This is a genomic window from Risungbinella massiliensis (assembly GCF_000942395.1).
GTDB classification, from domain to species: domain Bacteria; phylum Bacillota; class Bacilli; order Thermoactinomycetales; family Thermoactinomycetaceae; genus Risungbinella; species Risungbinella massiliensis.
Map to the genome: position 1 here is coordinate 300,495 of NZ_LN812103.1, position 26,208 is coordinate 326,702.

Consider the following 26,208-nt stretch of genomic DNA (forward strand, 5'->3'; position numbering starts at 1 on the left):
ATGAAGATCTATACACGTACTGGAGATGAGGGCAAGACTCATGTAGTAGGCGGGCGTGTGATGAAAGATGATGTTCGAGTGGAAGCGTATGGTACAGTAGATGAATTAAATGCGTTTCTCGGGGAAGCGATTAGCCGACTTACAACAGACCGCCATCAAGATCTTATCCAAGATTTGACCGACATCCAGCATGAGCTATTTGATGCAGGTGGTGATTTGGCCCAAGTGGGAAAAAATCGCCAATATCGAGTATCTGCTGAGATGACAGCACGATTAGAAAAATGGATCGATCGCTACGATAGCGAATGTTCCCCACTTCAGCGGTTTATCCTACCAGGAGGGACTGCACTGTCGAGCGCATTTCATATTTGCCGAGTGGTGGCAAGGCGTGCTGAGCGTCAAGTAGTCACTCTCTGCCAAGAACAAGAGACCAACGAGGAAGTTCGTAAATACCTTAACCGATTATCCGACTTTTTCTTTACTATTGCCAGAGTAGCCAATGTCCGAGAAAATGTACCCGATGTAGAATATAAACGAGGTGGACAAGTATTTCGTACGGACTCTACCGATTAAGAGAAAGGATGTTTTGATGCTACAAGTTTATCTATATCCGAAATGTGGCACCTGCCGCAAAGCCAAAAAATACTTAGAAGAGCATGGTATTTCTTTTCAAGAGATCCACATTGTAGAGAATCCTCCAAGCAAAGAAAAACTAGCAGAGATGGTCCAAGCTAGCGGTCTTCCGCTCCAAAAATTCTTTAATACGAGTGGACAAAAATACCGTGAACTAGGACTTTCTCAAAAGTTAAAAGAGATGAGCGATGAGGAAAAGCTGTCCTTACTGGCTTCTGATGGAATGTTGATTAAGCGACCACTTGCTACAGATGGAACCAAGGTAACTGTAGGTTTTAAGGAAGAAGAATATCAAGAAAAATGGGCATAACCGTGGAAGAAGACTGCTTATAATGGTGGTCTTCTTTTTTGTGTCTGTTTCATGACTAGGGAACCGTAATGTCTTATTTAGGATCATAGTTAATAGAAGAGAAAAGGGGGGACTCTGTTGCAAGAGATCGAACAGATGGTGGTCAAAGCACAGCAAGGTGATCAACATGCCTTTGCTGAGTTGATTCGCTCAATACATAAAGTATCATACCGGTTAGCCAAATCCATCTTGGCGAAAGACGAAGATTGTGCGGACGCGATGCAAGAAGCGATTATTAAAGCATATCAGAATTTAGAGCAGCTACGAGAGCCCAAATATTTTAAGAGTTGGTTCTCTAAAATCTTAATCCATCAATGCTATCGCCTTCATAATAAGAGGAAAAAAGTAATTTCCTTACAGGATGCTCAGCAGGAGATACCTGTCCAAGAAGCCTATGAGAGAGTAGAGTTCCGAGATTTGGTTAGTAGATTAGAAGAACCGTTCCGACTGGTTGTGACGCTCTATTATCTCGAAAAATATTCCCTTCAAGAAGTAGCGGACTTACTCGAATTACCATCTGGAACGGTCAAGTCACGTCTCTATCGAGCGAGGCAGATGCTACAGAACTTTTTAGAGGCAAAGGAGGTTCACACGATATGACATCCATGGAGAAAAAATTAGATCAATCCTTTGATGAGTTGGAGCAAGAAGAGATTATGGTACCAGCTGTTTTTCTGCAAAAGATGGAGGAAACATTAGAGAATCTGCCACCAAAGGAAACAGGCAATGGAGTAGATCTACCTAAGAAAAAGAAGCGCAAATGGTGGGTGTACGCAGCATCGGTAGCATCTTTTCTAGTAGCTGGGTTTGTGACGACATACAGTATATCGGCGGATTTCAAGGAGTATGTGAAGAATCTATTTCCTGTTAATGATTCGGGTTATCAAAAGGCACAGCAGGAAGGTTTAGTAGAATCTCTCCAATTAACTGCCACTGATAAAGGTTATACCATTGAGATCAAAGAGTTATTAGTAGAAGGGCGGCGTGTCTCCGTAGTCTATGAGATCAAAAATGAAAAAGGAGAGTCTGTCCCATACTCTGCTTTATTTAGCGCGGTGAATACACAATGGCATGCATATATCGTAGATCCTCAAACTAAAAAAGAAAAAGAGATTTGGATCAATGATATACAAAATGCTAATAATAGGAAAGGAATTGGAACAGGATTGCTCACACTAGAGTCGCCAACTGAGATACCAGATAAAGCGGTTTTTAAATTGGAAGTAAATCATTTGTGGAAAGAGGGTAATTATGTAAGTCCGAAAATTGCAGATATTGATGTTCGAGGTACATGGAATTTTTCTATCCCAATTGATTTAACTAAAGCAAAAGCAAAACAAAAGACTGGAATGGGATCGGAAAGAATACAGTTGTCTACTGGAGAATTTTTTGTGGAGAGTTTAGAATTATTGACTAGTCAAACTGTATTAAAAACAACTTTTGTAGGTGAGGGTGGTGAATCACCAGAAACGAGGGAGATGGCGGAATACCAATTACTAGATGATAAAGGGAATCTTTTGTTTTCTAATGAGAATTGGCATATTTTGCAGAAATATCATAATAATGATTTTCTGAAAAGTCGTGTAGGCGGAATGCATATAGACAAAAAATATGTAGATACATATGAATTTGCCATCTTTCCACCATCTTCTTACTTCACATATCGTCTTCATGCTTTATGGATTAAGCAAATGTTGGATCAGAAAGTCCTCTATCAACCGAATACTCATTTCCAAACAGAAGCAGGCAATTTTACTGTTGGATCATTGCAAAAAGGAAAACATGGTACAAAAGAGCTTGTTCTACAAGGAGAGATAAAAGACGGCTATGGTGATATGAAGTTTCATTTCTATGACCAGAATGGAAAGTTGACTGGGTATGCAGAGGTTATGCCTATGCAATTGTTGCATGGCAACGGGAAGGCAGTTATTTCTACCTCCATTCCTAACAACGACACTAAAACTACTACAATCATGTTGGATTCGATTGCGAAACGGATCCCAATCAACAAAGACATTAAGATTGTTCCACAACCAGCTAAGTAAACTATCGCCTCCACTCATATCCCGTGAGTGGAGGGTTTTATTTTTATCATGTTAACTTCAAAATAGGATGAACCTTTTTAGTATGAAATCGCTCTAATAAGTAACGAGCAAAATTCCCGACTTAGTTAATACCCATTATCATTTTACAGAAGATACACAAAAAGAAGGGATGGTGTTGAATTTATGCTTCGATTTTTAACCCAAATCGCACCACATTTTTTGGATCCAGATCTGGATATGGTACAAGGTTATCTTCTGGTAGGTTTGCTAGAGGCACAAGAAAATATTCTTATTCTACCAACCAAGATAGAAAATACAGATCCTAATTTTTCAATTGGTATGTAATTTTCGGATTCTCTTAGGATAAGACTAAATATAGCTTGTTGCATTAATCCAAGTTAAACGTAGGCGCGCCGCCGGTTTTCCCGCTTATGATCTGCTCCAGCTCCCTATCGCTCATAGTCGCATCTCAAAAGGGGAAAACCTCTGTCTTAGGGCTAATTATGCAACATGCTCTAAATATTGAAATGACAAACATCCTAGACTTAGCCTCGTATATTGTTCTTTTCCCATGCCTGCCGAGCCAATGCGAAAGTCCCACATAATCCTGCATTATCGCCAAGTCCTGGTGCTACGATATAGGAATCAATCTTCTTTAAGATACGGTCATTCTGAATATATCCATTTAGCATCTCTAATACATGATGGCGAATAAGCGGAAAAAGTTGCTCTTGGTTCATTACACCACCACCGAGGATCACTCGTTTGGGAGAGAGGAACAAAATAGCGTGTACGACCGCTTGCGCTAGATAATAGGCTTCGATCTCCCAGACGATGTTTTCTGTTGCTAGTTCATCTCCACTTTCTCCCCAGCGCTTCCGGATTGCTGGGCCTGATGCCATGCCTTCCAAACAATCACCGTGAAATGGACAATTTCCTTCAAATAGATCTTGAGGGTGGCGCTTTACAGGAATATGCCCCATTTCTGGATGTACCAGCCCATGTATCAGTTTTCCTTCCGACAAGACTCCCCCGCCAATTCCAGTACCAACAGTTATGTAGATGCAGCTATCTAACCCAACAGCAGCTCCCCAAGTAGCTTCTCCTAATGCGGCTACGTTCACGTCTGTATCCCAACCCATTGGAATCGAAAAATGTTTTTTCATCTCTGTTAAAAAAGGATAATTTGCCCATCCTGATTTGGGTGTAGTAGTAATCTGTCCATAAGTGGGGCTCTTCGGATCAGGGTCTATAGGACCAAACGAACCGATGCCAATCGCTTCTGGATTATGCTTTTGGAAAAAAGCTACACCTGAGCGATTGTCTCCTCAGGAGAGGTAGTAGGAAAACTGACCCGCTCTAAAATCTCCCCGTACTCATTTCCTATACCACAGACAAATTTGGTTCCTCCTGCTTCAATGCCACCTAAAAACATGATGAGATCTCCTCGTTTTCTCTTAAATAGTATTGGTAGGATCTAAAAGTCCATTATGTTTTATTCTATTGTATGTCTCCTAAAAAGAGCCGTCTAGTTGACAAGGCAAGCTGTACATTTCTCCCACTTGTTAATATTTAAGATTGATTGTGTCACCTTTGTGAGCACAGAACGTAACCCCCTCGTTCTGGATCTAATGTATAAATAGATAGGATTAGAGGAGGGGAGAATTTGGCGAAACAAGAGCTTCTTGTAAAAAGAGCCCAAAAAGGGGATCAGTCAGCATTTGTAGAGCTGATCGATCAAAGTGAGCAATCCCTATACCATGTGGCAATTGCAATCCTAAAAAAGGATGAAGATTGCGTTGATGCTATACAAGATACGATTTTAAAAGCCTATCAAAAGTTAGTTCAATTAAAGAAACCCAAACATTTTCAAACATGGCTAACCAGAATTTTAATTAATCAATGTTACAAGATCTTCAATCAACGAAAAAAAGTAATCAATCTCTCCGATACAGCTAAGTCAATGTGGAAGGACATACGTTCCGTATTGAATCTCCACATATTAAAGAAATAGACGGATACCAGTTTTTAAATGTAATTAGTACTCCAAGTAATGAATTTAATAATATGAAAGTCCGATTCTATGATGCAAAAGGAAATGAGACTGCAAGAGGAACATTACGTGGAAATATATCAGATAGCATGATCCTGATTGACAGTACACGTAATTGGGATAGTACAACCACTATGGTGATCGAATTGATATCTAAACGTTATCCTGTCAATTGGGAGACCAAGATCTACCCGCAACCGGCCAAATAGCTTGTTATTATACAACCACAGGGGTAAGCTCTGTGGTTTTTGTCTATTTCTTGAAGCCGTGAACGATTTCCCTTTTGTATGACTCATAGTGATAGCAAAAGTAAAAGGGGGTTCTCCTTTGATAGAGGTCGAGCAGCTAGTAACCAAAGCTCAATCAGGCGATCATCACGCTTATGCTGAATTAATTCGCTCCATCCATTCTATATTGTATCGGGTGTCCAAGACTATCTTACGAAGTGATGAAGATTGTGCCGATGCCATCCAAGAAGCAATCTGGAAAGCATATCAAAACTTAGATCAATTGCAGGAGAGGAAATATTTTAAAAGTTGGATCATCAAGATTCTAATCCACCAGTGTTACAAACTGAGTAAGAGACAAAATAATGTGATCTCTTTACAAGAGACCAAACAAGAGATACCGGTTCAAGCTCCTTACGATCAGATAGAACTACAAGAAATGATCGATCGATTAGAAGAACCATACCGCTTGGTAATCTCGCTCTATTATCGTGAAAAGTATACGATGCGTGAAATAGGAGAGATGTTGGAAGTACCGGAGGGTACGATCAAATCTCGGCTCCATAAAGCGAGGCAGATCCTACAGCGTTACTTTGAAGCAAAGGAGGCGTACTCTCTATGAAATCAAATCCAAAATTAGAACAAGCATTGGAAAACTGGGGCAACAAAGAAGTGGAAGTACCGGATGTCGTTGTTCAAAAGATGGAAGATATGTTAGGGAAGATTGCGGTGGAACAAGAGAAGAAAAGGAAGGGAGAAAGGGAGCTGGAAGAAAAAGTAGTCGCAATGGATATGGTGCCAAAGAAGCGAAAAAGATGGAGGTATGCAGTAGCGGCAGCTTCATTTATTTTAGCTGGACTAGTGACAACATACTATACTTCGGCTGCTTTTCAGGATCTGGTTCATAAGATACTACCAGTGACATTAGATAAAGGCTTCCAAAAAGCGGATGAAAGCGGTTTGGTTGAGAAGAAACGTTATCAAGTGACGGATAACGGAGTTACGATCGAAATACAGGAAGTGATGGCAGATCAAGGTATGATCAAAATTGTCTATGATGCTTGGAAAGATAATGGAGAGAAAATTGGGGCAATTTCGTTAGATGCTGCTTTCCTGAACAGAAAAAATATTCAAGCTCATGATGCAAAAACAAAACGTCTGGTAGTTGTATTCCTGAAAGGCTGGGGGGTAGCTAATGATAGTGAGAATAGAGATGGAAAGGTATCTCCTGATCAACGAGGGATCATTACATTCCAAGTGGAGGATACCGATGTTCAAAAAATCATTCTAAAACTACATGTTAAGCATATTAGGCCGGAAAACGGAAAACGAGATTTAATAGAGGGTGATTGGAGATTTACCATCCCAATCGATTTCACGAAATCTCAGACATTACAGAATATAGCAAGCGGAGGAACATATCAAGCACCAGATGGGAATTTTTTGATAGTATCGAAGTTGGATCTGAGACCAAGTCACACTATTTTAACGACTCGCAGTAAATATGTGTTGAATCCCAATGGATATAACTACCCATTTGAAATTTTAGATGATAAAGGAAATGTAATCTATTCCAATACCGATGATCAGGATAATGACAAACAAGTAGATCGACCAGTGTACATGAAAGGAGGTAGTGGAGACGAAGACCCAAAAACTGGTGATATGGTATTTGAAGGGGTTTTTACACCATTTCCAACATCTTCTTTCTACACTTTCCGACTAAAAGGTAATTGGTTACCTGTTACGATAGCGAAGACTTTCCCCCTACAAAAAGGAACCAAAATGTCGGTTGAGGGAGCCGAACTAGTGGTTCAAGATTTGTATATTGGCGCAGATGGACAAAAAACAATAAAGATTAAAGCCAACATTCATGATGGATATGACGCTGCTGTTGTAAGCATTGGCAATGAGAATGGTAGAATAGGACCATTTGTCATTAATAAAGCAAAATTGGTCAACGGATCTATTGAATTTAACTGGAAGCCAGAATATGAGACTCCTCATTCATTACTGCATGTAGATCGAATTAGTAAAGGAAATCTGATAAATTGGGAGACGAAACTCATCCCACAACCAGCAAAATAAACACAACCCGCAGGCATTGATTGCCATGCGGGTTGTGTTCTTTATACAGTTGGAGCTGGGAAATAGATTGGTTCGGTAGGAGCGATCCAAAGGGTACCTGTTCCGCTGAAGGTTTGGAGGTATCCTTCTCCACTAGTAGCAGAGCCGAGCAAAGACTTAGCAGAACGTTCTACTGTAAAGGAGATGCCACCTGTACGAAGAAGGGCAAAGTTGCCATCCACTTGGACACGCTCGTTGTTCAGTTGTAATTTCATAATTTCATTTGCCGGAACTGGAGATTTCATGATTGCGATCCCAGTGCCACTTAGTTTCGTTTGGAAGAGACCTTCTCCACCTTTGAGAGCAGAAGAGATACTTTTTTGCATAGCAGTTCCCACTTCTACGGTTGCTTCACAAGCAAAGAACATCCCTTTGTCTACGATAATTTCTTCGTTTTGTAAGTGATAGACAAGATAATGTTCAAAAGAAGGCTCTAAGTAAATTTCTCCTGTTCCTACATAGGAAGGTTTAAAAGCTGACTCATTGTTTAGCATAGAACCAGCAAGTTTCCCCATCAGTCCGGAAACACCGCCAACATCATTCTGACTTTGAATGTGTCCTTTCAAGAACTGAAGCGCACCAGCTTCCATGATGACTTTCCCATTATTCATCACGATCCGGACTTGTTTTAAGCGCCCGCCAGCACGTTGTTGGAAGTAATATTGTCCAGCTTGAAGAGGAGCATATTCTAGAATCTCAAATGAAGCAGTAGCACCTTGAGCGGAGTCAATTACACGAAAAGGTGCATTGGATGTGTTTTGAGAAGGTTGGTTATTAGGTGGTTGTTGAAACGGATTTCCAAAAGTTGAATTCACGTTCGTTCCTCCCGGATAATTGGTGAGCTTGTGAAGTATAGGGAGATAGCTGCTAAATACACAAGCTACTATTGCCTATATTATAACATTTAAGAGAAGTTAGAATGAGAACAACATTGCTTCGCATTAAAAATTTTTCTAGTTTACAATAGTGGCTTTGTCACAGAGCAAAGTAGTATAAATTTTATAATCCTGCAAAATACTGAGATAGAACGAAACAAGTAATTGATAAATCTTTTCAGATTAGATTAAGTATAATATTGCATTGACTTTAAACTGGGACAGATGGTACGCTATTGGTTGTTCAAAAGATACCGCTTCTTTTAGAAGCAAATACGTTTTATACATATAGGAGGAATTAGTTCCATGGCTACACGTCTTGTTGGTACACAAGCACCAGACTTTACTCTAGATAGCACTAAAAATCTAGAGACTCTTGCTGAAAAGGTAAGTCTGAAAGACTATGAAGGCAAATGGCTCGTTCTTTTCTTCTATCCAATGGATTTTACCTTTGTATGTCCAACTGAAATTACCGCGTTAAGCGATCGATATGATGAATTCCAAGATTTAGACTGTGATATCTTGGGAGTAAGCACTGACACCAAATATTCTCACCGTGCATGGATCAACACCCCACGTGAAGAGAACGGTCTAGGTCATATCAACTACCCATTGGCAGCAGACCCAAGCCTCAAAATTAGCCGTGAATACGGTGTTCTTCTCGAAGAAGAAGGAATTGCAATGCGTGGTCTGTTCATCATCGACCCTGAAGGTACCATTCGTTACCAAGTTGTTACCGATGACAACGTTGGTCGTAGCGTAGATGAAACGATCCGTGTATTGTCTGCTCTACAATCCGGTGGACTCTGTGCAGCAGACTGGAAACCAGGTCAAAAGAACCTGTAATCATAACTGACCCACAAAGGGTTCCTTAAATGAGAAGACCTAGCCCTTGTGTTAGGTCTTTTCTTTCCTTTGAAAGTAAATCTATTTAGGAGGTTATCTATATGCCAATGCGATTACGTACCCCAATGCCTGAGATCAAAGGCGTTACCAAATGGGTGAATGGAGAAGTATCCCAAGAAACACTTGCTGATAAACCTGTGTTGGTTCATTTCTGGTCTATTAGCTGCCACATGTGTAAAGCCAGCTTTCCAGAAGTAAAACAAATGCGCGAAGATCATCCAGAGCTAGAAATGATCGGGATTCATATGCCTCGTTCAGAGAAAGATACGGATATCGATGCTGTTTTAGAAACAATTGAGAAATACGGATTGGAGCATCCACAAGCCATTGACAATGAGCACAATGTGGTAGATGCTTTTGAAAACGAGTTCGTCCCAGCATTCTATCTTTTTGACCGCAAGGGCGTTCTTCGTCACCGTTCCGCTGGAGAAAAAGCGCTCTCCATGTTAAAAAAACCATTAGAGCGTGTCTTAGGCGAAACAGAATAACCAAAGTTTTAAGGAGATTAGGAGGATCAACAGATGAATTTACCAGCAGAATTACGTTATACGGTAGAGCACGAATGGGTAAAAACAGAAGGTTCCAACAAAGTACGGGTAGGAATTACCGATTTTGCACAGTCTGAACTTGGCGACATCGTATTTGTGGAACTACCATCTGTAGGAGATGAGATCACTATTAATGAACCTTTTGGTAGTGTAGAATCCGTTAAAACTGTCTCCGAGCTTTATGCACCTCTAAGTGGAACTGTTGTAGAAGTAAACGGCGAACTAGAAGAATCTCCAGAGAATGTCAATGACGAGCCATACGGTAATGGTTGGATGATCGTAGTCGAGATATCTGACGAGAGTCAGCTGAGCTCACTTCTTTCTGCTGAGCAATACCAAGAAAGTATTGAAGACTAATAATGGTAATAGCGAGAACCCAGTCTAATGATGTTAGCTGGGTTTTTTTATTGCAGTATATATGGGAAAGGGATTGATTTTTTGATGATATTTCCAGACGTAAAGTCAATATCTGGCGAACAGAAAAAAGTCATCCAACATGGTTACATATTACAAATGATGTATTTCAAAACATTGTGCTTTCCAAGGAGACAGCCCAAAAACTATCCGAGTTTTTTCAGGGTCCATTATATGAACGAGTAAAACAATGGGATGTACAGATAGCAACTGATCTTGTAGCAAAGTGTAAAGAATGGTTCAAATATTAATACCTAACAAAATTAACGTAAGTGGGATATATGAATCGTCTAAAAAATAAAACTAGCCCGATTTGTCCAACTTTGCTATTTGGTGAGTTTTTTCCACGAGTTGTGGAATAACTATAAAAACCAAGCGACGGTTTCCCTCATAAGATAAACAGACGAGGTGAGAAGAATGGAAAACAATGAAGCAAATAATCAGCAAAAGTGGAATATCACTCGCAAAGTAACTGCCAAGATGGAATCTGGAAATATGGTTTTTTACCACAACAACCAAGCGATAGGTAAAATGAGCATGGGTGGTGAAGGGGGACTTGAGATGTATGATGGGTACATGATGGAGAATGAGTCCATCTACTCTTTAGGCGAATATATCCCGCATCAAGACTACTATGCTCACAATTGTGATATGGGTTGGTGCTGAAGACAAGAGGGATAAGCTGTCCAAAAGTCAGCTTATCCTTTCTGTCAAAAAATACGAAAATTTGTTCGGTTTTGCGTTTTGAAAACAGTTAGTGTGGTAAAATAATCTGTACTTCCACCATCTTCTCATCTTGAGAATTACCAAAATCATTTGGGGAAAGAGGAGGGGAAATACATGATCTACTGCTGTGGGGCGAGCATGATTGGAACCATTGATGCGATGCGTAAGAAATCCATCAAAGTCAATCGAGTACCGCTTCTATTCTGTCCAGTCTGCCATGATGTGAAGGTTCACCCAGCTATCAAGGAGCAATTTGATCTGGTTCTGGAGTATGCACTAGAAGATCGTGTCCATGAGACTACCCTCTATGAACAAATAGACCCCGACATGATAAAAAGATGGCGCGAAGATTGCTTCAGTTTCCAAGGAGATGATCTGGAGGTAACGATACGCGAGCAAATCGACTTGGCCCTCGATCTACTACGAATATCCAAAGCGGATCAACAGTGGGCAGAGGAGCTCAAGACTCGATTGAAAGTGCTCAGCCAACGTCTTCATCAACTGGAGCAGCAAAAGGAGTCAACTAAATAAGGTGATGGGTGCTGGTCAAGTTGATCAGCACCCTTTTTCTATATCAGATGGATGGTCTGAGTCTATAACAAAGGAGAATGACTCGACCTTGGAAGACTTAAATGAAGGTAGAGCATGTTGCATAATGAACCCAAAGCCAGAGGTGTGCCTATGCTTAACTTGGTCTAATGCAACAGAGAACGGTAAATAAAAAACCAATTCCCTATATCGGAAATTGGCGTGGTTACTATTTTTTTAAATATGTTTTTATTTGATTCAATAATAAATTGATTGCTACTTGATTATGTCCACCTTCTGGAATGATCACATCAGCATATCGTTTGGTTGGTTCAATAAATTGCAGATGCATAGGTCGTACCACAGTTAAATATTGCTCGATTACAGAATCTAATGATCTGCCTCTCTCTGCAATATCTCGTTCGATACGACGCAAGATTCGAACGTCTGCATCCGTATCTACAAAAACCTTGAGATCTAGCAGATTTCGGATTCGTTCATCTTCCAATATCAAAATTCCTTCTAATACGATAATGTCTTTGGGCTCCACTGTCTGTGTGTCACTTGCACGAGTGTGTTGTGCGTAATCATACTGTGGCTTTTCAACTGTTTGTCGATCTAGCAATTGAAGAACCTGTTCCACTAATAATTCATTATCAAAAGCAAAAGGATGGTCATAATTGGTTTTTAGTCGTTCTTCCATCGGAAGGTGATCCTGATTTTTGTAATAACTATCTTGTTCAATCAGTAAAACGGATTCTGAAAAAGATTCTACTAGTTTGCGAGCGACGGTTGTCTTTCCAGAGCCTGTCCCTCCAGCAACACCGATTACAATAGGTCTACTCATTTTGGCGCCTCCAACAAATTCATTGTTTCATAAAAAGTATTTTCTATGTATATTTCTATAAAAGTTGAGGTGAATAATGCATAGATATATAGGATAAACGATACTATTTCTATTTTAAACAAAAAAATACTCAATACACTATAAAATATCTAGATTATGTAGGCGATATTTTATCTTGAATAGTAAAATCGCTTAATGGTATATAAATAAAACAAGCTTGCTTTCAATTGAATGCAGGCTTGTTTTATGTTGGACAAAAGTTATTCTGATAACTCTTTTAATGTATCACTCAACTTAAATTGTTTTAGTTGGAAAGTAGATAATAGGGCAGCAAATACCGAGGAAAATACTGACAGCTGTCAATTGACCTATTAACATAAACGGAAAGGTTATATTTGTTAACTCTAAGCTAGATAGGACAATATACCCTAAGGATACTCCGCAATGCCCCAAATGAAACCAGAGATCAGCCCTAGAAGGATTCCTTCTAACAAGATCACTTTGGATAATTGATTGGGAATTGCCCCCACTGCGCGTATGACACTGATTTCTGCACGTCTTTCATGAATACTTGCCACGATAGAATTCATAAATCCCAATACCCGAAATAATAAATACAGTTAATTGAATCGTATCAGGAAATTTATCAGCCCACTATTAATGAAATTGGCAGGAGGGATTACTTTTGGTAAAGTCAAAATATATACTCAATAATAGAGGAGCATAAATGAAAAATAAAATAAAACTACAAATAATAGGATTAGTAAGAGGGCATATTCTTGCTTGTATCTTATTTACCGTTACTTACTATTCCCTCTGTCAATACTGGGGATTGGAAATAAGATTATACCAAAGGGAAAAAGCTTTTTGCTTTGGGGTTCCAAAGCAAAAAGCTTTTGTTATTAACATGAGATTTGGTTTAAACTTTTGGACCTGATTCTTGAACTTCTGCCGATACTCCTTGGAACTTCGAAAAGTTTTCTTGGAAGCGCTTGGCTAATTCTTTCGCTTTTTGATCATAGGCAGCTTGATCTTCCCAAGTATTGCGTGGTTGTAGCAACTCGCTAGGAACATTTGGACACTCGTTCGGGATATGAAGTCCAAAGATCGGGTCTTGTGTATAAGGGACCTCTTTTAATTCTCCGGCGATGGCAGCAGATACCATAGCACGGGTGTGTTTTAGGTTCATTCGGTTGCCTACTCCATAGGCACCACCTGTCCATCCAGTGTTGACGAGATAGACTTGAACGTCGTGTTCCACCATCTTCTTCCCTAGCATTTCTGCGTAAACATGTGCTGGTCTTGGTAAGAATGGAGCACCAAAACAGGTAGAGAAAGTAGCTTCAGGCTCTGTAACGCCACGTTCGGTACCAGCAAGTTTACTAGTGTATCCAGAGAGGAAATGATACATTGCTTGTTCTTTGGTTAGTCTAGAGATCGGAGGTAATACTCCAAAAGCATCTGCGGTCAGGAACAAGATCACATTAGGATGACCAGATGTGCCAGGTATAACGGCATTTGGGATATAATCGATTGGATAAGCAGCTCTGGTATTTTCCGTCAAGGAGCCATCTGCATAGTTTGGAACCCGGTTTTCATCGAGGGCTACATTTTCTAGGACAGATCCAAAACGGACAGCTTGCCAGATTTGTGGTTCCTTCTCTTGAGTAAGTCCGATACATTTGGCATAACAGCCACCTTCAAAGTTAAAGACACCATTTTCGGACCAGCCATGCTCGTCATCTCCGATTAATTGACGATTAGGATCAGCAGAGAGAGTAGTTTTTCCAGTACCAGAAAGTCCAAAGAAAAGCGACACATCTCCTTTTTCTCCTACATTGGCGGAGCAGTGCATAGGAAGTACATTACGATCTGGAAGTAGATAGTTAAGTACACTAAAAATTGATTTTTTCATTTCACCAGCGTAGTGTGTTCCCGCAATTACTACTACTTTTCGTTCAAAGCTGATTCCAATAAAGGTTTTGGAGCGTACCCCGTCTTGTTCTGGATCAACTTGGAAATTAGGAACATTGATTACAGTGAACTCTGCTTGGTAGTTGGTTAGCTCCTCTTTGCTAGGACGAATGAAAAGTTGACGAACAAATAAGTTATGCCAAGCATATTCTGTAAGAACTCGTACTGGTAGACGATAACTTGGATCTGCACCTGCAAAACCATCAAACACAAAGAGTTCTTTTTCACGTAGATATTGTTCTAGCCGTGCGTAAATCTTTTCAAATTTCTCTATTTCGAGTGGTTGATTAACTGCTCCCCAGTCGATCTGATCTTGGATATTCTCTTCCACTGTTAGGTAACGATCTTTGGGAGAACGACCTGTAAATTCGCCTGTCGTTGCACGTAGAGCACCTTCGCTAGTCAAGGTCGCTTCTTTACGGGTTACCGCCTCTTCGACTAATTGCGCAACAGATAAGTTTTGATGTAGGGTTCCTTTTAGCTCCAGTGTAGTAGCTAGAGGCCGTAGTACCATGCTCATGAATCAACCATCCTTTATTTTGAGATTTAACATATTTTGGATTAGGTAAAATGAATGTGATATATTAATTACATCAAAAGTATAACATATTTAAAAGGATATGTACCATGTTTTTCCCATGTGCTGGATAAAAGGAAAAAAAGGCTATGAAATAGTAGGGAAACAAGAGATTAAAGTATAATTTTATATAAAATGGTTCTTCTAACTTTTGGTATGTTTGGATGAATGAGTTGCAAAAGTTGTTAATATATTAGGATTATCAGGGGTTTGTAGAAACTACTATGATTGACAAGGTCAAGGAATAGTGGTATCTTCGAACAGAATGAATTACACGTGGGAGTGTTAGGATGAGCGAGTTAAAGGAAGGGACCGTCGTAACAGGAGAAGTGATTTCCGTTAAGCCATTCGGGGCTTTCGTCAAACTAGAATCAGGTGAGACTGGTTTGGTTCACATCTCCCAAATCTCTACTAAATATGTAGAAAAAGTCGAAGATGTCCTTCAAGTAGGTACTAATGTAAAAGCGAAGGTGCTTTCCATTGATCCATCGGGTAAGATTTCTTTATCCATGAAAGCGCTGATGAGCGAAGAGCGCCCACAACGTGAGCGTAGAGGCGGTGGAGATCGTCGTGGCGGTGGTCGCGGTGGCAACAAAAATCCCGGTGACTTTGAAGACATGATGAAAAAGTGGATGAAAAGTTCGGAGGAACGTCTCAGCGCACTCGCAGCGAAACAGAAGAAAAACCGCTAAATGGGACAGTTCTCCTTTTCGCATAGATGAACAAAAAGCCTCTCTTTTACCGGGAACGGTAGGAGAGGCTTTTTGTTGTAGTCTCATCTGTTCGTTTTTCGATCGTCAGTAGTGATGGAGCAGAGGGACGGTTCCAGATTTGATACCAAGAAACAAAGTAATGATAGGAAAGTTGTTTTGCCCAGAGTAGGACTTGATCTGCCTCATCCTGTCCACCTTCATGCCCTGTATAAATTGCCACTGTCAAAACACCATTTCGATGTAAGAACTCCAAAGAAGTAGTAAGGGCAGGAATCGTTGTCCCTGCCAAGGTTTTCAGTGAAGTGTCGCAACCAGGTAGATATCCGAGGTTAAACATAATTGCTGTAACTTGCCCTACCAGATTCGCTGGAAGAAGGGTATTCATCTTTGCATGATTCCCTAGTATTAATTTGTATTGACCGGATGGGATACCCTGCCCAACTAGTTTTTGTTTCGTTGCAACAAGTGCCTCCTTTTGTATATCCAGCGCATAGAGCTGACCATTGCCATCAAGTTGGTTTACGAGAAAAAGGCTATCATTGCCATTTCCCATCGTTCCATCGATTACATAGATCGAAGAACGGGGAGATCGCTTTTTTTGATGAACAATGGCATGTGTGACTATGTCTTTGGCATGTTCCAAGATATTTCGTGAAATCATCGAATAAAGGCCTCCAACTGAGCACGATTTCTCACTACTGCTCGTTTTCCTTGCCAAGAGTTTCGGAGTTTCATCTCTTTATCGATTCCATTGAGAACATCCCATTTGTTGGTGCTCCACATAGGGCCAACAAGTAGATTTGGCGGTCCGTCTCCTGTAATTCGCTGAATGATCACATCAGGTGGGAGCATTTCCAGAGAATCACAGACAAGTTTTACATATTGATCCCGATCGAGGAATTCTAATAATCCTTCCTCAAATTGTTTCATCATGGGTGTCTTTTTGAGTAGGTGTAATAGGTGGATCTTAATCCCTTGTATATCCATATGAGCACAGGCTTCCACCGTTTCGAGCATCATCTGTTCGGTCTCCTGTGGTAGCCCATGGATAATATGAACACATGTATTGATTCCGTGTTTGCGCAGTTTATCTACCCCATCTACAAAACATTGGAAGTCATGAGCTCGATTGATGAGATCGGATGTTTTTTCGTGGATTGTCTGTAGACCAAGCTCTACCCAAAGATAGGTACGTTGGTTTAGTTCGGCAAGGTACTCTACTACATCATCTGGAAGACAATCGGGTCTTGTAGCAATGGAGAGCCCAACCACTCCTTCTTGTTCCAGAATTGCTTCATACATCTGGCGTAGCTCTTCAACTGGTGCATAGGTGTTGCTAAAAGCTTGGAAATATCCGAGATATTGGGCTTCGGGCCATTTTTGATGCATGCGGGTTTTTATGTCGTGGAACTGCTTGACCAAATCGTCACGACGTCTACCAGCAAAGTCACCTGAACCTCTAGGGCTACAAAATGTGCAGCCTCCTGTCGTTATGTTTCCATCGCGGTTTGGACAGGAGAAGCCCCCATCGAGTGCAACTTTAAACACTTTTTGTGAGAAAACAGATCGTAAATGATAATTCCATGTATGATAGCGCTTTTCATTCCATAAGCGCAGGGTATCAAAAGTTTGGGTTTGATTTAGCATAGGTAGTTCCTCTCTTTCTCTTGATCTCATTATATATGATCTTTCAGAGCAGCCAAAAGGAGTAGAGGAGTAGTATTTTGGACATGTTCGGATTGATCTCCTTTTTATAAAATAGAATAGAGAATCTCTTTTAGATGAAAAGAATGGAACCAACGGTTATTCAGCATAAAAAGTTTGCACTATTCTATTTAAGGGGGATGATATGTCATGTTCCGCAAAAATTTGTACGTATGGGGAATCGGAGTCGTATTACTAGCAGGATGTTCTTTGCTACCTGCTGAAAAGGAGACCAAGGCACCTGTTCCAGTGAAACATATAGTTGTAATACCCGAACCGCCAAAAGATCTCTCAGCATTTGGGAGATTAAAATCGTCGATTGAAGCTACCAAAAAAGAGCTAGGATATCACTACGAGATAAAAGGAACGCAAGTGTATAAAGACAACCCTAATAGTCCTGTCACGTTCCAATCGACGGGCGTAGAAACTTTTACTCCGTATACACAACAGTTCGAACTGCAATACAGTGGGTTGCGGGAAAAAATATGGACAGTTGGAGAGACTACTTATACTCAATCCAATACGGGAAAAATAGAAAAGATGCCATATGTCCAAGGCGATGCACACGGTTCTCCAACGGAAATCATTCGACGCTTACAACTAATGAGTGATCATATACAAAGTGGGACTGTTCCCAAGGAAGTAGTACAGATGAAGGAAGAGGGAGAAAGTATCGAGCTTACGATCCAAGCAGATCAAGTAGCTTCTCTTCGAGAGATGATCGAAGGGATAGAACGAAAACGATCGAAGATAGATCCACCAGAAGTTCAAGTAGAAAAAACAGAGGTGAAGCAATATCAAGTAAAAATATGGATTTCAAAACAGTCAGAGAAAATAGAACGTCTCTCGGTTTTGCAGGAGTTATACACACCATCTACCTATGGACCGATCTCGTTTACACAGACTACAGAAGTGACAGTAAAAGAGCCTTTTGTAGGTTCTATTCAAGTACCTGCCGAGATTCAAACACAAGCAAAGTCGGTTACAGCGAACTAAAAGAAGAAAGTATAAAAAAGGCTGATGTCAAATGACATGAGCCTGTTTTGTGATGAGATATAATAGAAGCATCTTTGGAAGCATTTGAAATTGTTTCTTCTTTAGAAAATACTTGACAGGAGAGCCTGTTTTTGACGAAAGTAGTAAGAGTCATGCTAACTAGTTTCTTCTATATAATACGAAATAGACTTTGTTGGTAGCATACACTTATCTCAAAAGGCGGTGATTCACTGTGTACAAAGTAGCAACAACTCAGTACGAACTCCAACCTCTCCTATCGATCGAAGAGTTCTGGCATAACATAGAAGTAGATATCCAAGAAGCCGCACACTCCGAAGCAGACTTAATTGTCTTTCCGGAGTATCTTACGGCCCATTTACTAGCTTTGGAGCCATTGATGACCCATGAACAAGCTTGTCAGTATTTAAATTCATTTACAGAACAATACCTGACCTTTTTTACAGAGAAGAGCAAACAATATCAGTTGATGATCTTGGCAGGAACTCATATTCACCATATGGCAGGAAAAGGTTTTATCAATGAGGCTTTTCTCTTTTTCCCAGATGGAACCTTCCGTACCCAACCGAAAGTCCATCTAACACCAGAAGAACAGAAACTTTGGAAACTAGCACCAGGGGAAGAAGTAGAAGTAATCGATACCCCAATTGGTCGTGTAGCAATCCTGACTTGTTACGATATTGAGTTTCCGGAGCTATCTCGTATCGTGACAGACCTTGGAGCGGAATTGATCCTATGTCCTAGCTATACCGATACGATTGCCGGCTACTACCGTGTTCGTCACTGTGCCCAAGCCCGTGCTATTGAGAATCAACGGTTTGTGGTGCTATCTGGAATCGTGGGTGAACTACCTCATATTCCACAAATTGACACAGGTTATTGTCGTGCAGGTGTCTTTTCCCCATGCGATCATCCATTTCCTGCAGATGGTGTAATTGCAATCGGAGAAGGCGAAGAGAACCGTCTTGTCATTGCCGAGTTACAGATGGATGAACTCCGTCAGAATTGGGAGTTAGGACAAGTAGCTCCGTTTCGTGACCGTAAACCGGAACTTTATGATCGATTGCGTGTTAAAGCAAAACCAAACAGCTGATTACTGAATAAGACCATATCAAAAGAAGAGCAGCTAATCTTTTTTTGGGATTGATTTAGCTTCTAAGTCATACAAAATGAAAGAGAAGTACCACCAACCTTCATTCTAGGTAGGTGGTACTTCCCCCATTGGAGTGTATTGATATGATGAAAAAAATCATTCTATTTGCACCATTTGTTGTTATTTTAATCTTTGGTCTGCTAATTGCATTTACTAATCTATTTATATTTGAACCTACTTACATGGATCTACAAAAAGACGCCCAAGAATTTATCCCAAGAGGAGCAAAAATACTCACTCATGAAGAGGGGAAAAATCTTGCGATGTGGGATATGGATGAGGATCAGATCCAAGAGGGGATAGTTGTCTATGAGCACCCCAAAACGAAGCAACGAGAGGTACTCATTCTGAAGAAGAAAGTAATAGGGTACGATGTGACAAAATTCCCGATCTCCGGAAAGGATCCAGTGAAAGAGACTTTTTTTCAGGACGTGACAGGAGATCGTAAACCCGAATTGGTGATGAGAGAACAAAAGCCACAGGGCGAGGAAGGGACAGAAGAAACGCAACCAGAAATGAACCAGAGTGAACGATTAGTGGTATATCAAGTTCAAACCAATCCAAAAGAGGATAAGTTCCAAGTGGTCACACTAGGAGAGCTTCAAGGGGAACAAGTTCTTTTAACTGATTTAGATAACAATGGAATCAACGAAGCGATTGTCATCGAACAACAAAAAGATGCTGAATCATATGGAGAACGTAATTTTATAGCGAAGTTATACCAATCCAAACAAAATCGCTTGGAACTAGTCCAGACGATGGATCTGGGAATGTCTAACTGGCTTACGGTTTACTATTCGCCATTAGATAAAACTGGGAGAAAAGGTTTGATATTAGATAAACAAGTAGGAGTTCACTCACAAACTTTTTCTTTAATAGTAATGAAGGATGGTCAACTGGTAGATACCGCCCAGGATCAGGGTCATGCAGTGGAAATATACAATAACTATCCAAAATCTCCAATGGATATCAATAAAGATGGTATTTTAGATATTCCATTCGGAAAACCCGATCATCGGTCGTCTATTCTGCCGCTTTCTAACGCAGAGATGCGATATATTTACGAGTGGCAAAACTTCATAGCAGATAATCGTTTGGTAGAAGTATCGAGATCCATCTCTGGACATGGTTTTGATTGGATTGTTCCAGAGCAGTGGAAAAATATTTCCATGGATGTTGTAGATTTTGATACTTCTAGATCACTGGGAACGTCTTTAATTCCTAGCAATCTAGATGAAGGTCCAAGTAGTCCGTTCTTGGTTATCGTTTCTGTGCTGAAAAAAGCAGACTTAGATAAATATCAGAAAAAAGAAAACAACACTCTTGTGCTAGATGAATTCGAAGATTTTGTATTCGTCGGTCATTATCAAGAAGAGAAAAATATGGATCATTATCCGAATACGAAAAAGATCATCATCGACCAAGCGGAATTGAAGAAGAACATTGTATTGTGGGAGGAAGAAGAATTAAAGCAAGCTCTAGGTAGGTTTGATGAGATGTTGGAGTTAAACATTCGATATGGGAATGTCGTTGAAGACGAAGAGCAGGTAAGTAACCACCATTAGAGGTTGTGAATGGTGGATTCGTTTTTAAATACTATATATCGAAATGTAATCAGAGCTACTAACTTAGTAGCTCTGATTATCTGTTAGAGATAGATATTTTAGTTTCTAATCTATAATCTTTCACCATGTTTTTCGCAATTTTGGTAAAAGGTTATGTAGGTTTGATCAGCTTCTTCTTCATTTACAATACAGCCACGTATCACTTCTTTTAAACTGTTGATATCACCTGAACTCGATGCTACCGAAGCTTGGAATACTTGTTTGCTAGGAACTCGTGACCAATCTAGCTTATAACCTGCTTGTAACGCTAGACAGCGTATGAACTCTCTTTGTGATCGCCCATTCCCTTCACGAAATGGATGTAGCATATTGATCTCGGCCATATAAAAAGCAGCCCGTTTTGAAAAGTCCTCTAAAGGTAGACCTTGTAAGCATTTTTCACGGTGTAATGACCCAAAAATATCATGGGCTACATCTTGCAAATAGATAGTTCTAGCAAACCAAGTATTTTGTTTTGCGATATCCACTTCGCGCAATGCACCAGCCCACTCATATATATCTTGAAAGATAAATTGATGTATCTGTTGAAGGTGTTCTAAATTGAATTTACCGTAGATAGGAGATTTTTGTAGTTGGGCTAAGCGCTTTAATGTATAGAGTGCCTCCATTGTGAACAACTCTGTGTACTCTCTCATATGAAATTCATTGATCAAAACGTCACTGTTTGGATATGAGTAGGATTTAGGAGCCATTAGCGATCTCCTTTGGGTTTGATCGATGCTTTTTTGGCCAGTTCGATAGCACGGATATGAAAATCTTGATCATCTAGTTCTCCAAGTAAATTGGCTTTTACAAGGTCTTCTTCTTCTCTTGTTAGTTCAATGCCCTCTATCGCTAAATTGGCTTTTGCTTCTCTTAGTAGTTGTTCTAAATTTTCTGAGGTAAATTTGTTTGTCATTGCTTCCTCTCCTTCGGAAAACAAATATAGCATATCGGGTAAGTCGAAAAAATGTAGAAAGGAATGTTTGAGTGGGATTATAATATAGAAGTTCTTATGCTCCAATGAAAAGATCTATTTACAAGAATCTTATTGTCAGAAGGAGATCTAGGTTTTATTCAATAGAGATAAAGATATTTATATTATTTTTAAAATCTATCAGTACTTACAAAAAAATAGGAACAGTTTGATAAAAACAACAAGAGAGTGGTTTTCAATATGAAGAAAAAATTTGTGCTATTAGCACCATTTATAGTGATTGCAATATGTGCCGTGTTATTTGTATATCGGAATATTTTTGTAATAGAACCGGCATTTGCTGAGTTACAAGAGGATGCGAAGGAGTTTATCCCAAGTGGAGTAAGAATGTTAGCTCAAGACCCAGAACAAAATCTATCTATGTGGGATTTAGACGGGGATCAGAAAAAAGAGGGAATTGCGGTTTACGAGTATCCAGCTACAAAACAAAAAGAGATCCTTGTAATGAAAAAGAAGGTAATAGGATATGAGGTTACCAAGACGCCTGTAAATGTACAGGACGAGGTCAAAGAAGTAAAGGTACAAGATTTATCTGGAGATAAAATTCCGGAAATTACGCTTATTCGGGAATCGAGACAAGAAGGAATGCAGCCACCTTATTTTAGAGATAAAGTGAGTCAAAATGCATTTATCCTTACCATGAATCCAAAATCGCCTACACTAGGCTTTCAACAGATTGCATACGTAAAAGGAACTACCATATTCCAAACAGATCTAGATCATAACCAGATAGAAGAATTAGTAGTGCTGGAGATGACGAGTTATCCAGAATATGAAGATGGGGATTATCAACCTGGTAAAGCAAAAGCAAAGTTACTTCAATTGAAGGACAATCAGTTGACTACGATTCAAGAGATAGACTTGGGAGAGCTTAATGCCATCTATTCTCACTTAGGAAAGATCGATAGTAGTGGGCGCAAAGGTATTGTGGTTGCAAAACCATATGGAAACGATCAGGAAGTAGATGATAGAGGTGCATATAATGTTTTGGTTATGCAAGACGGGAAGCTAATGGACCTTTTGGAAACTACTTCGTTTAGAATAGACAATATTTCATTTAAAGATATGTTGGACATAAATAAAGACGATATTTTAGATATTCCAGTTTTTACATATGAAGGTACAGGACCTAAGTTTGAATTTACTACTCCAATTGTTCACTGGTATAACTTTACTGCAGATAATCAAAGGATTAAAGTAGCCGAGTCTGTAACGGGACTAGGGTTCGACTGGGTTATTCCAAGCAGTTGGGAAAACTTAGCGCTTAAGCAACATAGAGACGCAACTTCAACATATTTTGGTTCATGTTTGACTATTAATCCAGAAAAAATAGAAATGATGTGTCTTTATATAACTAAGAAACAAGATATATCCTATTTTAGTGAGTATGAGTATCATGTTCTGGATACATACCAAGATTACATTGTTATAGGATATATGAATCAATTAGATGCTAGCATAGCGAACAATTATCCACAAACAAACAAGGTGTTAAAAGAACAACTTAATTTAAAAAACCAAATGTTGTTATGGGGTGAATCGGAGCGAAAGATTGCAATGAAAACATTTGAAGAAATATTAAAACACAGTGCGATTATGAACCCTCATGGCGAAGGTCTCTACGAGGATGACCTATAACTTCGTATAATCAGTCCACCCACCCGATCACAAAATGTGATGCGGGTTTTTTTGTGTATTATCCAGCATAAACGCACATCCTAAGCAAGACTCCCTGTTCATTGACAATTATTCCGGATGGTGTATGATAGTTCTAGATGTGGTTGTAATATATGTGGAATTATAAGCGGATTCTACAAATCGGAGATTTTAAGCAGACTGTTATAGTACAGTTTGCCTATCAGATTATAACAGTTTAACGAGCGAAAGCTCCCCACATAATTCTATTCTGTAAGAGGTGAATCACTCATGGCAAAAGCCAACTCTACCGTAAAAGGTTTACAAGCGGCAGAAGTAGTTGTGGAGCCGGTAGAAGCGTTTTCTATTCTTGCTCCAGATGGTACCGTGGTGAACGAAGCAGAAATGCCAAAGTTGAGCGATGAGCAGCTTCGTGAACTCATGAAACGTATGGTATTTACCCGTGTTTGGGACCAACGTGCAACTGGTCTTGCTCGTCAAGGTCGTCTTGGTTTCTATGCTCCTGTAGCAGGACAAGAAGGAACCATGATCGGAAGCCAATACGCATTGGAAAAAGAAGATTTTATTCTTCCTGGTTACCGTGATATTCCACAGCTTTACTGGCATGGATATCCAATGTACCAAGCATTCCTCTGGTCTCGTGGACACCAACATGGTGGTCAAATTCCAGAAGATGTAAACGTTATGATGCCTCAGATCATTATTGGTGCGCAATATGTTCAAGCAGTTGGGGTTGCGATGGCATTCAAACGTCGTGGCGAACAACGTATTGCCATTACATATACCGGTGATGGTGGTAGCTCCCAAGGTGACTTCTATGAAGCAATGAACTATGCAGGTGTATTTAAAACTCCAAACATCTTTATCGTGCAAAACAACCGTTATGCGATTTCGACTCCGGTAGAAAAACAAACCAATGCGCAAACCATTGCCCAAAAAGGTCTTGCAGCTGGTGTGAAAAGCTACCAAGTAGATGGTATGGACGTGCTTGCAGTTTACAAAGTAGTTCAAGAAGCTCGTGAACGTGCCCTAAACGGAGAGCCTACCTTCATCGAATGCTTAACTTACCGCTTGGGACCACACTCCATGTCTGGAGATGATCCAACTCGTTATCGTTCGACAGAAGAGCCAAATGAGTATGAAGCAAAAGAACCACTCACTCGTTTCCGCAAGTTCTTGGAAGCAAAAGGCCTTTGGTCTGCTGAAGACGAAGAGAAAGTGATCGAAGAGGCAAAACAAACTGTTACCGATGCGATCAAAAAAGCAGATACTTATCCAAAAATGAAAGTAAGCGAAGTAATCAACGATATGTTCGAAGAACTACCTCCACTACTTGCAGAACAACGTGCAGCTTTTGAAAAGGAGGGGAAATAATCCATGGCAACAATGACAATGGTAAAAGCCATTAATGATGCAATGCGTGTGGCTTTAGAAAAAGATCCTAACGTACTCCTTTTCGGGGAAGACGTAGGGAAAAACGGTGGGGTTTTCCGTGCATCAGAAGGTCTTCAAGCACAATTTGGCGCAGACCGTGTAATGGATACACCACTTGCTGAGTCCGGTATTGGTGGACTTGCTCTGGGTCTTGGGATGCAAGGTTTCCGTCCTATTGCCGAGGTCCAATTTATCGGGTTTATCTATGAAGTATTGGATTCCATTGTGAACCAAGCACCTCGTATGCGTTACCGTACAGGAGGTCGCTTTACTTCTCCAATCGTGTTCCGTACTCCGTTTGGTGCTGGGGTTAAAACTCCTGAGTTCCATGGAGATAGCTTGGAAGGTACCATTGCACAAACTCCTGGGATCAAAGTAGTAATTCCTTCGAATCCATACGATGCAAAAGGTCTGCTCTTGTCTGCGATTAAAGACAATGACCCTGTCTTCTTTATGGAACACTTGAAGTTGTACTTCTCTGCAAAAGGCGAAGTACCAGAAGGTGAATACTACGTTCCACTAGGTAAAGCAAACGTAGCTCGTGAAGGGAAAGATGTTACGGTTATTACCTATGGAGCGATGGTTCACACTGCGCTCAAAGCAGCAGAACTTGCTGAAAAAGAAGGTCACTCCATTGAAGTAATCGACCTTCGTACGGTTAGCCCAATCGATATCGATACGATCGTAGAGTCGGTTGAGAAAACCAACCGTGCGATTGTACTGACGGAAGCTCCTCAACAAGCTGGGGTAGCTGCAGAAGTAATCGCGCAAATCAATGAGAAAGCATTGCTAAGCCTAGAAGCTCCAGTCGTTCGACTTACTGGACCTAATACTCACATGCCTTTCCCACTGCTTGAGGATCAATGGCTCCACAATCCACAATCTGTGGCAAAAGCAGTAAAAGACCTCATGAATTTCTAAAAGCATAGTTCGTTATTCTAGAGCGGTGGTTGCCTGTGGTACCACCGCCTAGCATATGAGTTTAGCGTTTCGCTTAGAAAGGTGTGCGTTGGAGGGTAATGAACCCTGCTTTGCGATAGGTACACACTTATTGGAAGCCAGAATATCGATATTTCGTGCTTTTTTACGTAGGCTGTACCAGAT

Annotated in this window: 28 protein-coding genes and 2 pseudogenes; 21 read left to right on the forward strand and 9 right to left on the reverse strand. The window is 40.2% G+C overall.

Translation table 11 applies throughout. From position 1 onward, the window contains the following. The 5 genes from VJ09_RS12545 to VJ09_RS18505 all read left to right on the forward strand — a co-directional run bounded on the left by VJ09_RS12545 (nucleotide 1) and on the right by VJ09_RS18505 (nucleotide 3,372). On the forward strand, nucleotides 1-573 hold the full coding sequence (locus VJ09_RS12545; RefSeq protein WP_044642050.1) for a cob(I)yrinic acid a,c-diamide adenosyltransferase: 573 nt from the start codon (nucleotides 1-3) through the stop codon (nucleotides 571-573). 13 nt (nucleotides 574-586) lie between these two features. Beyond that, nucleotides 587-943: an arsenate reductase family protein gene (locus VJ09_RS12550; protein WP_044642051.1), complete on the forward strand. Its 357-nt coding sequence runs from the start codon at nucleotides 587-589 to the stop codon at nucleotides 941-943. A gap of 117 nt (nucleotides 944-1,060) precedes the next feature. Beyond that, nucleotides 1,061-1,582, forward strand: coding sequence for an RNA polymerase sigma factor (locus VJ09_RS12555; RefSeq protein ID WP_082050555.1), 522 nt, complete (start codon nucleotides 1,061-1,063; stop codon nucleotides 1,580-1,582). Further along, on the forward strand, nucleotides 1,579-3,027 hold the full coding sequence (locus VJ09_RS12560) for a DUF4179 domain-containing protein (protein WP_044642052.1): 1,449 nt from the start codon (nucleotides 1,579-1,581) through the stop codon (nucleotides 3,025-3,027). The genes VJ09_RS12555 and VJ09_RS12560 overlap by 4 nt, the downstream gene beginning before the upstream one ends. Nucleotides 3,028-3,210: 183 nt before the next feature. After that, nucleotides 3,211-3,372, forward strand: a complete 162-nt coding sequence (locus VJ09_RS18505) for a hypothetical protein (RefSeq protein ID WP_154662364.1) — start codon at nucleotides 3,211-3,213, stop codon at nucleotides 3,370-3,372. Between the two features lie 200 nt (nucleotides 3,373-3,572). On the opposite strand, the pseudogene VJ09_RS12565 reads toward VJ09_RS18505, so the two are convergent. Then, nucleotides 3,573-4,462: pseudogene (locus tag VJ09_RS12565) on the reverse strand (ROK family protein). Nucleotides 4,463-4,693: 231 nt separating this feature from the next. Here VJ09_RS12565 and VJ09_RS12570 point away from each other — a divergent pair. The 4 genes from VJ09_RS12570 (at nucleotide 4,694) to VJ09_RS12585 (ending at nucleotide 7,395) form a co-directional block, all read left to right on the forward strand. After that, a complete protein-coding gene (locus VJ09_RS12570) occupies nucleotides 4,694-5,041 on the forward strand; it encodes a sigma factor (RefSeq protein WP_052807383.1) in 348 nt (115 codons plus the stop codon). Between the two features lie 53 nt (nucleotides 5,042-5,094). Continuing rightward, the gene (locus VJ09_RS12575; protein WP_044642053.1) at nucleotides 5,095-5,289 is read left to right on the forward strand and encodes a hypothetical protein; all 195 of its coding nucleotides are present in this window, start codon (nucleotides 5,095-5,097) and stop codon (nucleotides 5,287-5,289) included. 118 nt (nucleotides 5,290-5,407) lie between these two features. After that, nucleotides 5,408-5,929, forward strand: coding sequence for an RNA polymerase sigma factor (locus VJ09_RS12580; RefSeq protein ID WP_052807384.1), 522 nt, complete (start codon nucleotides 5,408-5,410; stop codon nucleotides 5,927-5,929). Next, nucleotides 5,926-7,395 (forward strand): DUF4179 domain-containing protein, encoded by a 1,470-nt coding sequence (locus VJ09_RS12585; RefSeq protein WP_044642054.1) that lies wholly within the window; start codon nucleotides 5,926-5,928, stop codon nucleotides 7,393-7,395. The genes VJ09_RS12580 and VJ09_RS12585 overlap by 4 nt, the downstream gene beginning before the upstream one ends. Nucleotides 7,396-7,436: 41 nt before the next feature. Here the strand turns inward: VJ09_RS12585 and VJ09_RS12590 are convergent, their stop codons facing one another. Continuing rightward, nucleotides 7,437-8,249, reverse strand: coding sequence for an AIM24 family protein (locus VJ09_RS12590; protein ID WP_052807385.1), 813 nt, complete (start codon nucleotides 8,247-8,249; stop codon nucleotides 7,437-7,439). A gap of 366 nt (nucleotides 8,250-8,615) precedes the next feature. Between VJ09_RS12590 and VJ09_RS12595 the strand changes: the two genes are divergently transcribed. The 5 genes from VJ09_RS12595 to VJ09_RS12615 all read left to right on the forward strand — a co-directional run bounded on the left by VJ09_RS12595 (nucleotide 8,616) and on the right by VJ09_RS12615 (nucleotide 11,434). After that, complete coding sequence (locus VJ09_RS12595) at nucleotides 8,616-9,155, forward strand: peroxiredoxin (protein ID WP_044642055.1); 540 nt, start codon at nucleotides 8,616-8,618, stop codon at nucleotides 9,153-9,155. A gap of 107 nt (nucleotides 9,156-9,262) precedes the next feature. Continuing rightward, nucleotides 9,263-9,703, forward strand: a complete 441-nt coding sequence (locus VJ09_RS12600; protein WP_044642875.1) for a TlpA family protein disulfide reductase — start codon at nucleotides 9,263-9,265, stop codon at nucleotides 9,701-9,703. 33 nt (nucleotides 9,704-9,736) lie between these two features. Then, nucleotides 9,737-10,120 (forward strand): glycine cleavage system protein GcvH, encoded by a 384-nt coding sequence (gene gcvH / locus VJ09_RS12605; protein WP_044642056.1) that lies wholly within the window; start codon nucleotides 9,737-9,739, stop codon nucleotides 10,118-10,120. Between the two features lie 474 nt (nucleotides 10,121-10,594). Further along, nucleotides 10,595-10,843 carry a DUF2553 family protein gene (locus VJ09_RS12610; protein WP_044642057.1) on the forward strand — a complete coding sequence of 83 codons (249 nt, stop codon included), beginning with the start codon at nucleotides 10,595-10,597 and terminating at the stop codon, nucleotides 10,841-10,843. A gap of 174 nt (nucleotides 10,844-11,017) precedes the next feature. Next, entirely contained in the window at nucleotides 11,018-11,434 is a 417-nt protein-coding gene (locus tag VJ09_RS12615) for a hypothetical protein (protein WP_044642058.1), read from the forward strand. A gap of 226 nt (nucleotides 11,435-11,660) precedes the next feature. Here the strand turns inward: VJ09_RS12615 and udk are convergent, their stop codons facing one another. The 3 genes and pseudogenes from udk to pckA all read right to left on the reverse strand — a co-directional run bounded on the left by udk (nucleotide 11,661) and on the right by pckA (nucleotide 14,772). Beyond that, a complete protein-coding gene (gene udk / locus VJ09_RS12625) occupies nucleotides 11,661-12,278 on the reverse strand; it encodes a uridine kinase (protein ID WP_044642060.1) in 618 nt (205 codons plus the stop codon). 260 nt (nucleotides 12,279-12,538) lie between these two features. After that, nucleotides 12,539-12,896, reverse strand: a pseudogene (locus VJ09_RS18850) (FtsX-like permease family protein); the annotation flags it as partial. 301 nt (nucleotides 12,897-13,197) lie between these two features. Next, entirely contained in the window at nucleotides 13,198-14,772 is a 1,575-nt protein-coding gene (pckA, locus tag VJ09_RS12635; protein ID WP_044642062.1) for a phosphoenolpyruvate carboxykinase (ATP), read from the reverse strand. A 347-nt stretch (nucleotides 14,773-15,119) separates the two neighbouring features. Between pckA and VJ09_RS12640 the strand changes: the two genes are divergently transcribed. After that, the gene (locus tag VJ09_RS12640; RefSeq protein ID WP_044642063.1) at nucleotides 15,120-15,521 is read left to right on the forward strand and encodes a S1 RNA-binding domain-containing protein; all 402 of its coding nucleotides are present in this window, start codon (nucleotides 15,120-15,122) and stop codon (nucleotides 15,519-15,521) included. Nucleotides 15,522-15,567: 46 nt separating this feature from the next. On the opposite strand, the gene VJ09_RS12645 is transcribed toward VJ09_RS12640, so the two are convergent. Together VJ09_RS12645 and VJ09_RS12650 are read right to left on the reverse strand one after the other, a co-directional pair. Next, on the reverse strand, nucleotides 15,568-16,203 hold the full coding sequence (locus VJ09_RS12645; protein WP_044642064.1) for a tRNA 5-(aminomethyl)-2-thiouridylate-methyltransferase MnmM: 636 nt from the start codon (nucleotides 16,201-16,203) through the stop codon (nucleotides 15,568-15,570). Next, complete coding sequence (locus VJ09_RS12650) at nucleotides 16,200-17,189, reverse strand: tRNA modification radical SAM protein MnmL/YtqA (protein ID WP_044642065.1); 990 nt, start codon at nucleotides 17,187-17,189, stop codon at nucleotides 16,200-16,202. The genes VJ09_RS12645 and VJ09_RS12650 overlap by 4 nt, the downstream gene beginning before the upstream one ends. A gap of 207 nt (nucleotides 17,190-17,396) precedes the next feature. On the opposite strand from VJ09_RS12650, the gene VJ09_RS12655 reads away from it, so the two are divergent. From VJ09_RS12655 to VJ09_RS12665, 3 genes are all read left to right on the forward strand, one after another. Then, the gene (locus tag VJ09_RS12655; RefSeq protein ID WP_044642066.1) at nucleotides 17,397-18,242 is read left to right on the forward strand and encodes a hypothetical protein; all 846 of its coding nucleotides are present in this window, start codon (nucleotides 17,397-17,399) and stop codon (nucleotides 18,240-18,242) included. A gap of 232 nt (nucleotides 18,243-18,474) precedes the next feature. Next, nucleotides 18,475-19,353 carry a carbon-nitrogen hydrolase family protein gene (locus VJ09_RS12660; RefSeq protein WP_044642067.1) on the forward strand — a complete coding sequence of 293 codons (879 nt, stop codon included), beginning with the start codon at nucleotides 18,475-18,477 and terminating at the stop codon, nucleotides 19,351-19,353. A gap of 143 nt (nucleotides 19,354-19,496) precedes the next feature. Beyond that, nucleotides 19,497-20,978, forward strand: a complete 1,482-nt coding sequence (locus VJ09_RS12665; protein ID WP_044642068.1) for a hypothetical protein — start codon at nucleotides 19,497-19,499, stop codon at nucleotides 20,976-20,978. A 110-nt stretch (nucleotides 20,979-21,088) separates the two neighbouring features. Here the strand turns inward: VJ09_RS12665 and VJ09_RS12670 are convergent, their stop codons facing one another. Then, entirely contained in the window at nucleotides 21,089-21,730 is a 642-nt protein-coding gene (locus VJ09_RS12670; protein ID WP_044642069.1) for a Fic/DOC family protein, read from the reverse strand. Further along, nucleotides 21,730-21,936 (reverse strand): hypothetical protein, encoded by a 207-nt coding sequence (locus tag VJ09_RS12675; RefSeq protein ID WP_044642070.1) that lies wholly within the window; start codon nucleotides 21,934-21,936, stop codon nucleotides 21,730-21,732. The genes VJ09_RS12670 and VJ09_RS12675 overlap by 1 nt, the downstream gene beginning before the upstream one ends. Before the next feature lie 258 nt (nucleotides 21,937-22,194). Between VJ09_RS12675 and VJ09_RS12680 the strand changes: the two genes are divergently transcribed. From VJ09_RS12680 to VJ09_RS12690, 3 genes are all read left to right on the forward strand, one after another. Then, a complete protein-coding gene (locus VJ09_RS12680; RefSeq protein ID WP_044642071.1) occupies nucleotides 22,195-23,652 on the forward strand; it encodes a hypothetical protein in 1,458 nt (485 codons plus the stop codon). A 288-nt stretch (nucleotides 23,653-23,940) separates the two neighbouring features. Beyond that, the gene (pdhA, locus tag VJ09_RS12685) at nucleotides 23,941-25,044 is read left to right on the forward strand and encodes a pyruvate dehydrogenase (acetyl-transferring) E1 component subunit alpha (RefSeq protein WP_052807386.1); all 1,104 of its coding nucleotides are present in this window, start codon (nucleotides 23,941-23,943) and stop codon (nucleotides 25,042-25,044) included. A gap of 3 nt (nucleotides 25,045-25,047) precedes the next feature. Further along, the gene (locus VJ09_RS12690; RefSeq protein ID WP_044642072.1) at nucleotides 25,048-26,025 is read left to right on the forward strand and encodes an alpha-ketoacid dehydrogenase subunit beta; all 978 of its coding nucleotides are present in this window, start codon (nucleotides 25,048-25,050) and stop codon (nucleotides 26,023-26,025) included. Nucleotides 26,026-26,208: the final 183 nt, after the last annotated feature.

Excerpts from the sequence above, each read along its gene's own strand:
- udk (WP_044642060.1), bottom strand. The coding sequence starts at position 12,278 with ATGAGTAGACCTATTGTAATCGGTGTTGCTGGAGGGACAGGCTCTGGA.
- VJ09_RS12690 (WP_044642072.1), top strand. The coding sequence starts at position 25,048 with ATGGCAACAATGACAATGGTAAAAGCCATTAATGATGCAATGCGTGTG.
- VJ09_RS12680 (WP_044642071.1), top strand. The coding sequence starts at position 22,195 with ATGAAGAAAAAATTTGTGCTATTAGCACCATTTATAGTGATTGCAATA.
- VJ09_RS12670 (WP_044642069.1), bottom strand. The coding sequence starts at position 21,730 with ATGGCTCCTAAATCCTACTCATATCCAAACAGTGACGTTTTGATCAAT.
- pdhA (WP_052807386.1), top strand. The coding sequence starts at position 23,941 with ATGGCAAAAGCCAACTCTACCGTAAAAGGTTTACAAGCGGCAGAAGTA.
- VJ09_RS12615 (WP_044642058.1), top strand. The coding sequence starts at position 11,018 with ATGATCTACTGCTGTGGGGCGAGCATGATTGGAACCATTGATGCGATG.
- VJ09_RS12610 (WP_044642057.1), top strand. The coding sequence starts at position 10,595 with ATGGAAAACAATGAAGCAAATAATCAGCAAAAGTGGAATATCACTCGC.
- VJ09_RS18505 (WP_154662364.1), top strand. The coding sequence starts at position 3,211 with ATGCTTCGATTTTTAACCCAAATCGCACCACATTTTTTGGATCCAGAT.
- VJ09_RS12655 (WP_044642066.1), top strand. The coding sequence starts at position 17,397 with ATGTTCCGCAAAAATTTGTACGTATGGGGAATCGGAGTCGTATTACTA.
- VJ09_RS12665 (WP_044642068.1), top strand. The coding sequence starts at position 19,497 with ATGATGAAAAAAATCATTCTATTTGCACCATTTGTTGTTATTTTAATC.
- VJ09_RS12675 (WP_044642070.1), bottom strand. The coding sequence starts at position 21,936 with ATGACAAACAAATTTACCTCAGAAAATTTAGAACAACTACTAAGAGAA.
- gcvH (WP_044642056.1), top strand. The coding sequence starts at position 9,737 with ATGAATTTACCAGCAGAATTACGTTATACGGTAGAGCACGAATGGGTA.
- VJ09_RS12585 (WP_044642054.1), top strand. The coding sequence starts at position 5,926 with ATGAAATCAAATCCAAAATTAGAACAAGCATTGGAAAACTGGGGCAAC.
- VJ09_RS12645 (WP_044642064.1), bottom strand. The coding sequence starts at position 16,203 with ATGATTTCACGAAATATCTTGGAACATGCCAAAGACATAGTCACACAT.
- VJ09_RS12560 (WP_044642052.1), top strand. The coding sequence starts at position 1,579 with ATGACATCCATGGAGAAAAAATTAGATCAATCCTTTGATGAGTTGGAG.
- VJ09_RS12545 (WP_044642050.1), top strand. The coding sequence starts at position 1 with ATGAAGATCTATACACGTACTGGAGATGAGGGCAAGACTCATGTAGTA.
- pckA (WP_044642062.1), bottom strand. The coding sequence starts at position 14,772 with ATGAGCATGGTACTACGGCCTCTAGCTACTACACTGGAGCTAAAAGGA.
- VJ09_RS12650 (WP_044642065.1), bottom strand. The coding sequence starts at position 17,189 with ATGCTAAATCAAACCCAAACTTTTGATACCCTGCGCTTATGGAATGAA.
- VJ09_RS12575 (WP_044642053.1), top strand. The coding sequence starts at position 5,095 with ATGAAAGTCCGATTCTATGATGCAAAAGGAAATGAGACTGCAAGAGGA.
- VJ09_RS12595 (WP_044642055.1), top strand. The coding sequence starts at position 8,616 with ATGGCTACACGTCTTGTTGGTACACAAGCACCAGACTTTACTCTAGAT.
- VJ09_RS12640 (WP_044642063.1), top strand. The coding sequence starts at position 15,120 with ATGAGCGAGTTAAAGGAAGGGACCGTCGTAACAGGAGAAGTGATTTCC.
- VJ09_RS12600 (WP_044642875.1), top strand. The coding sequence starts at position 9,263 with ATGCGATTACGTACCCCAATGCCTGAGATCAAAGGCGTTACCAAATGG.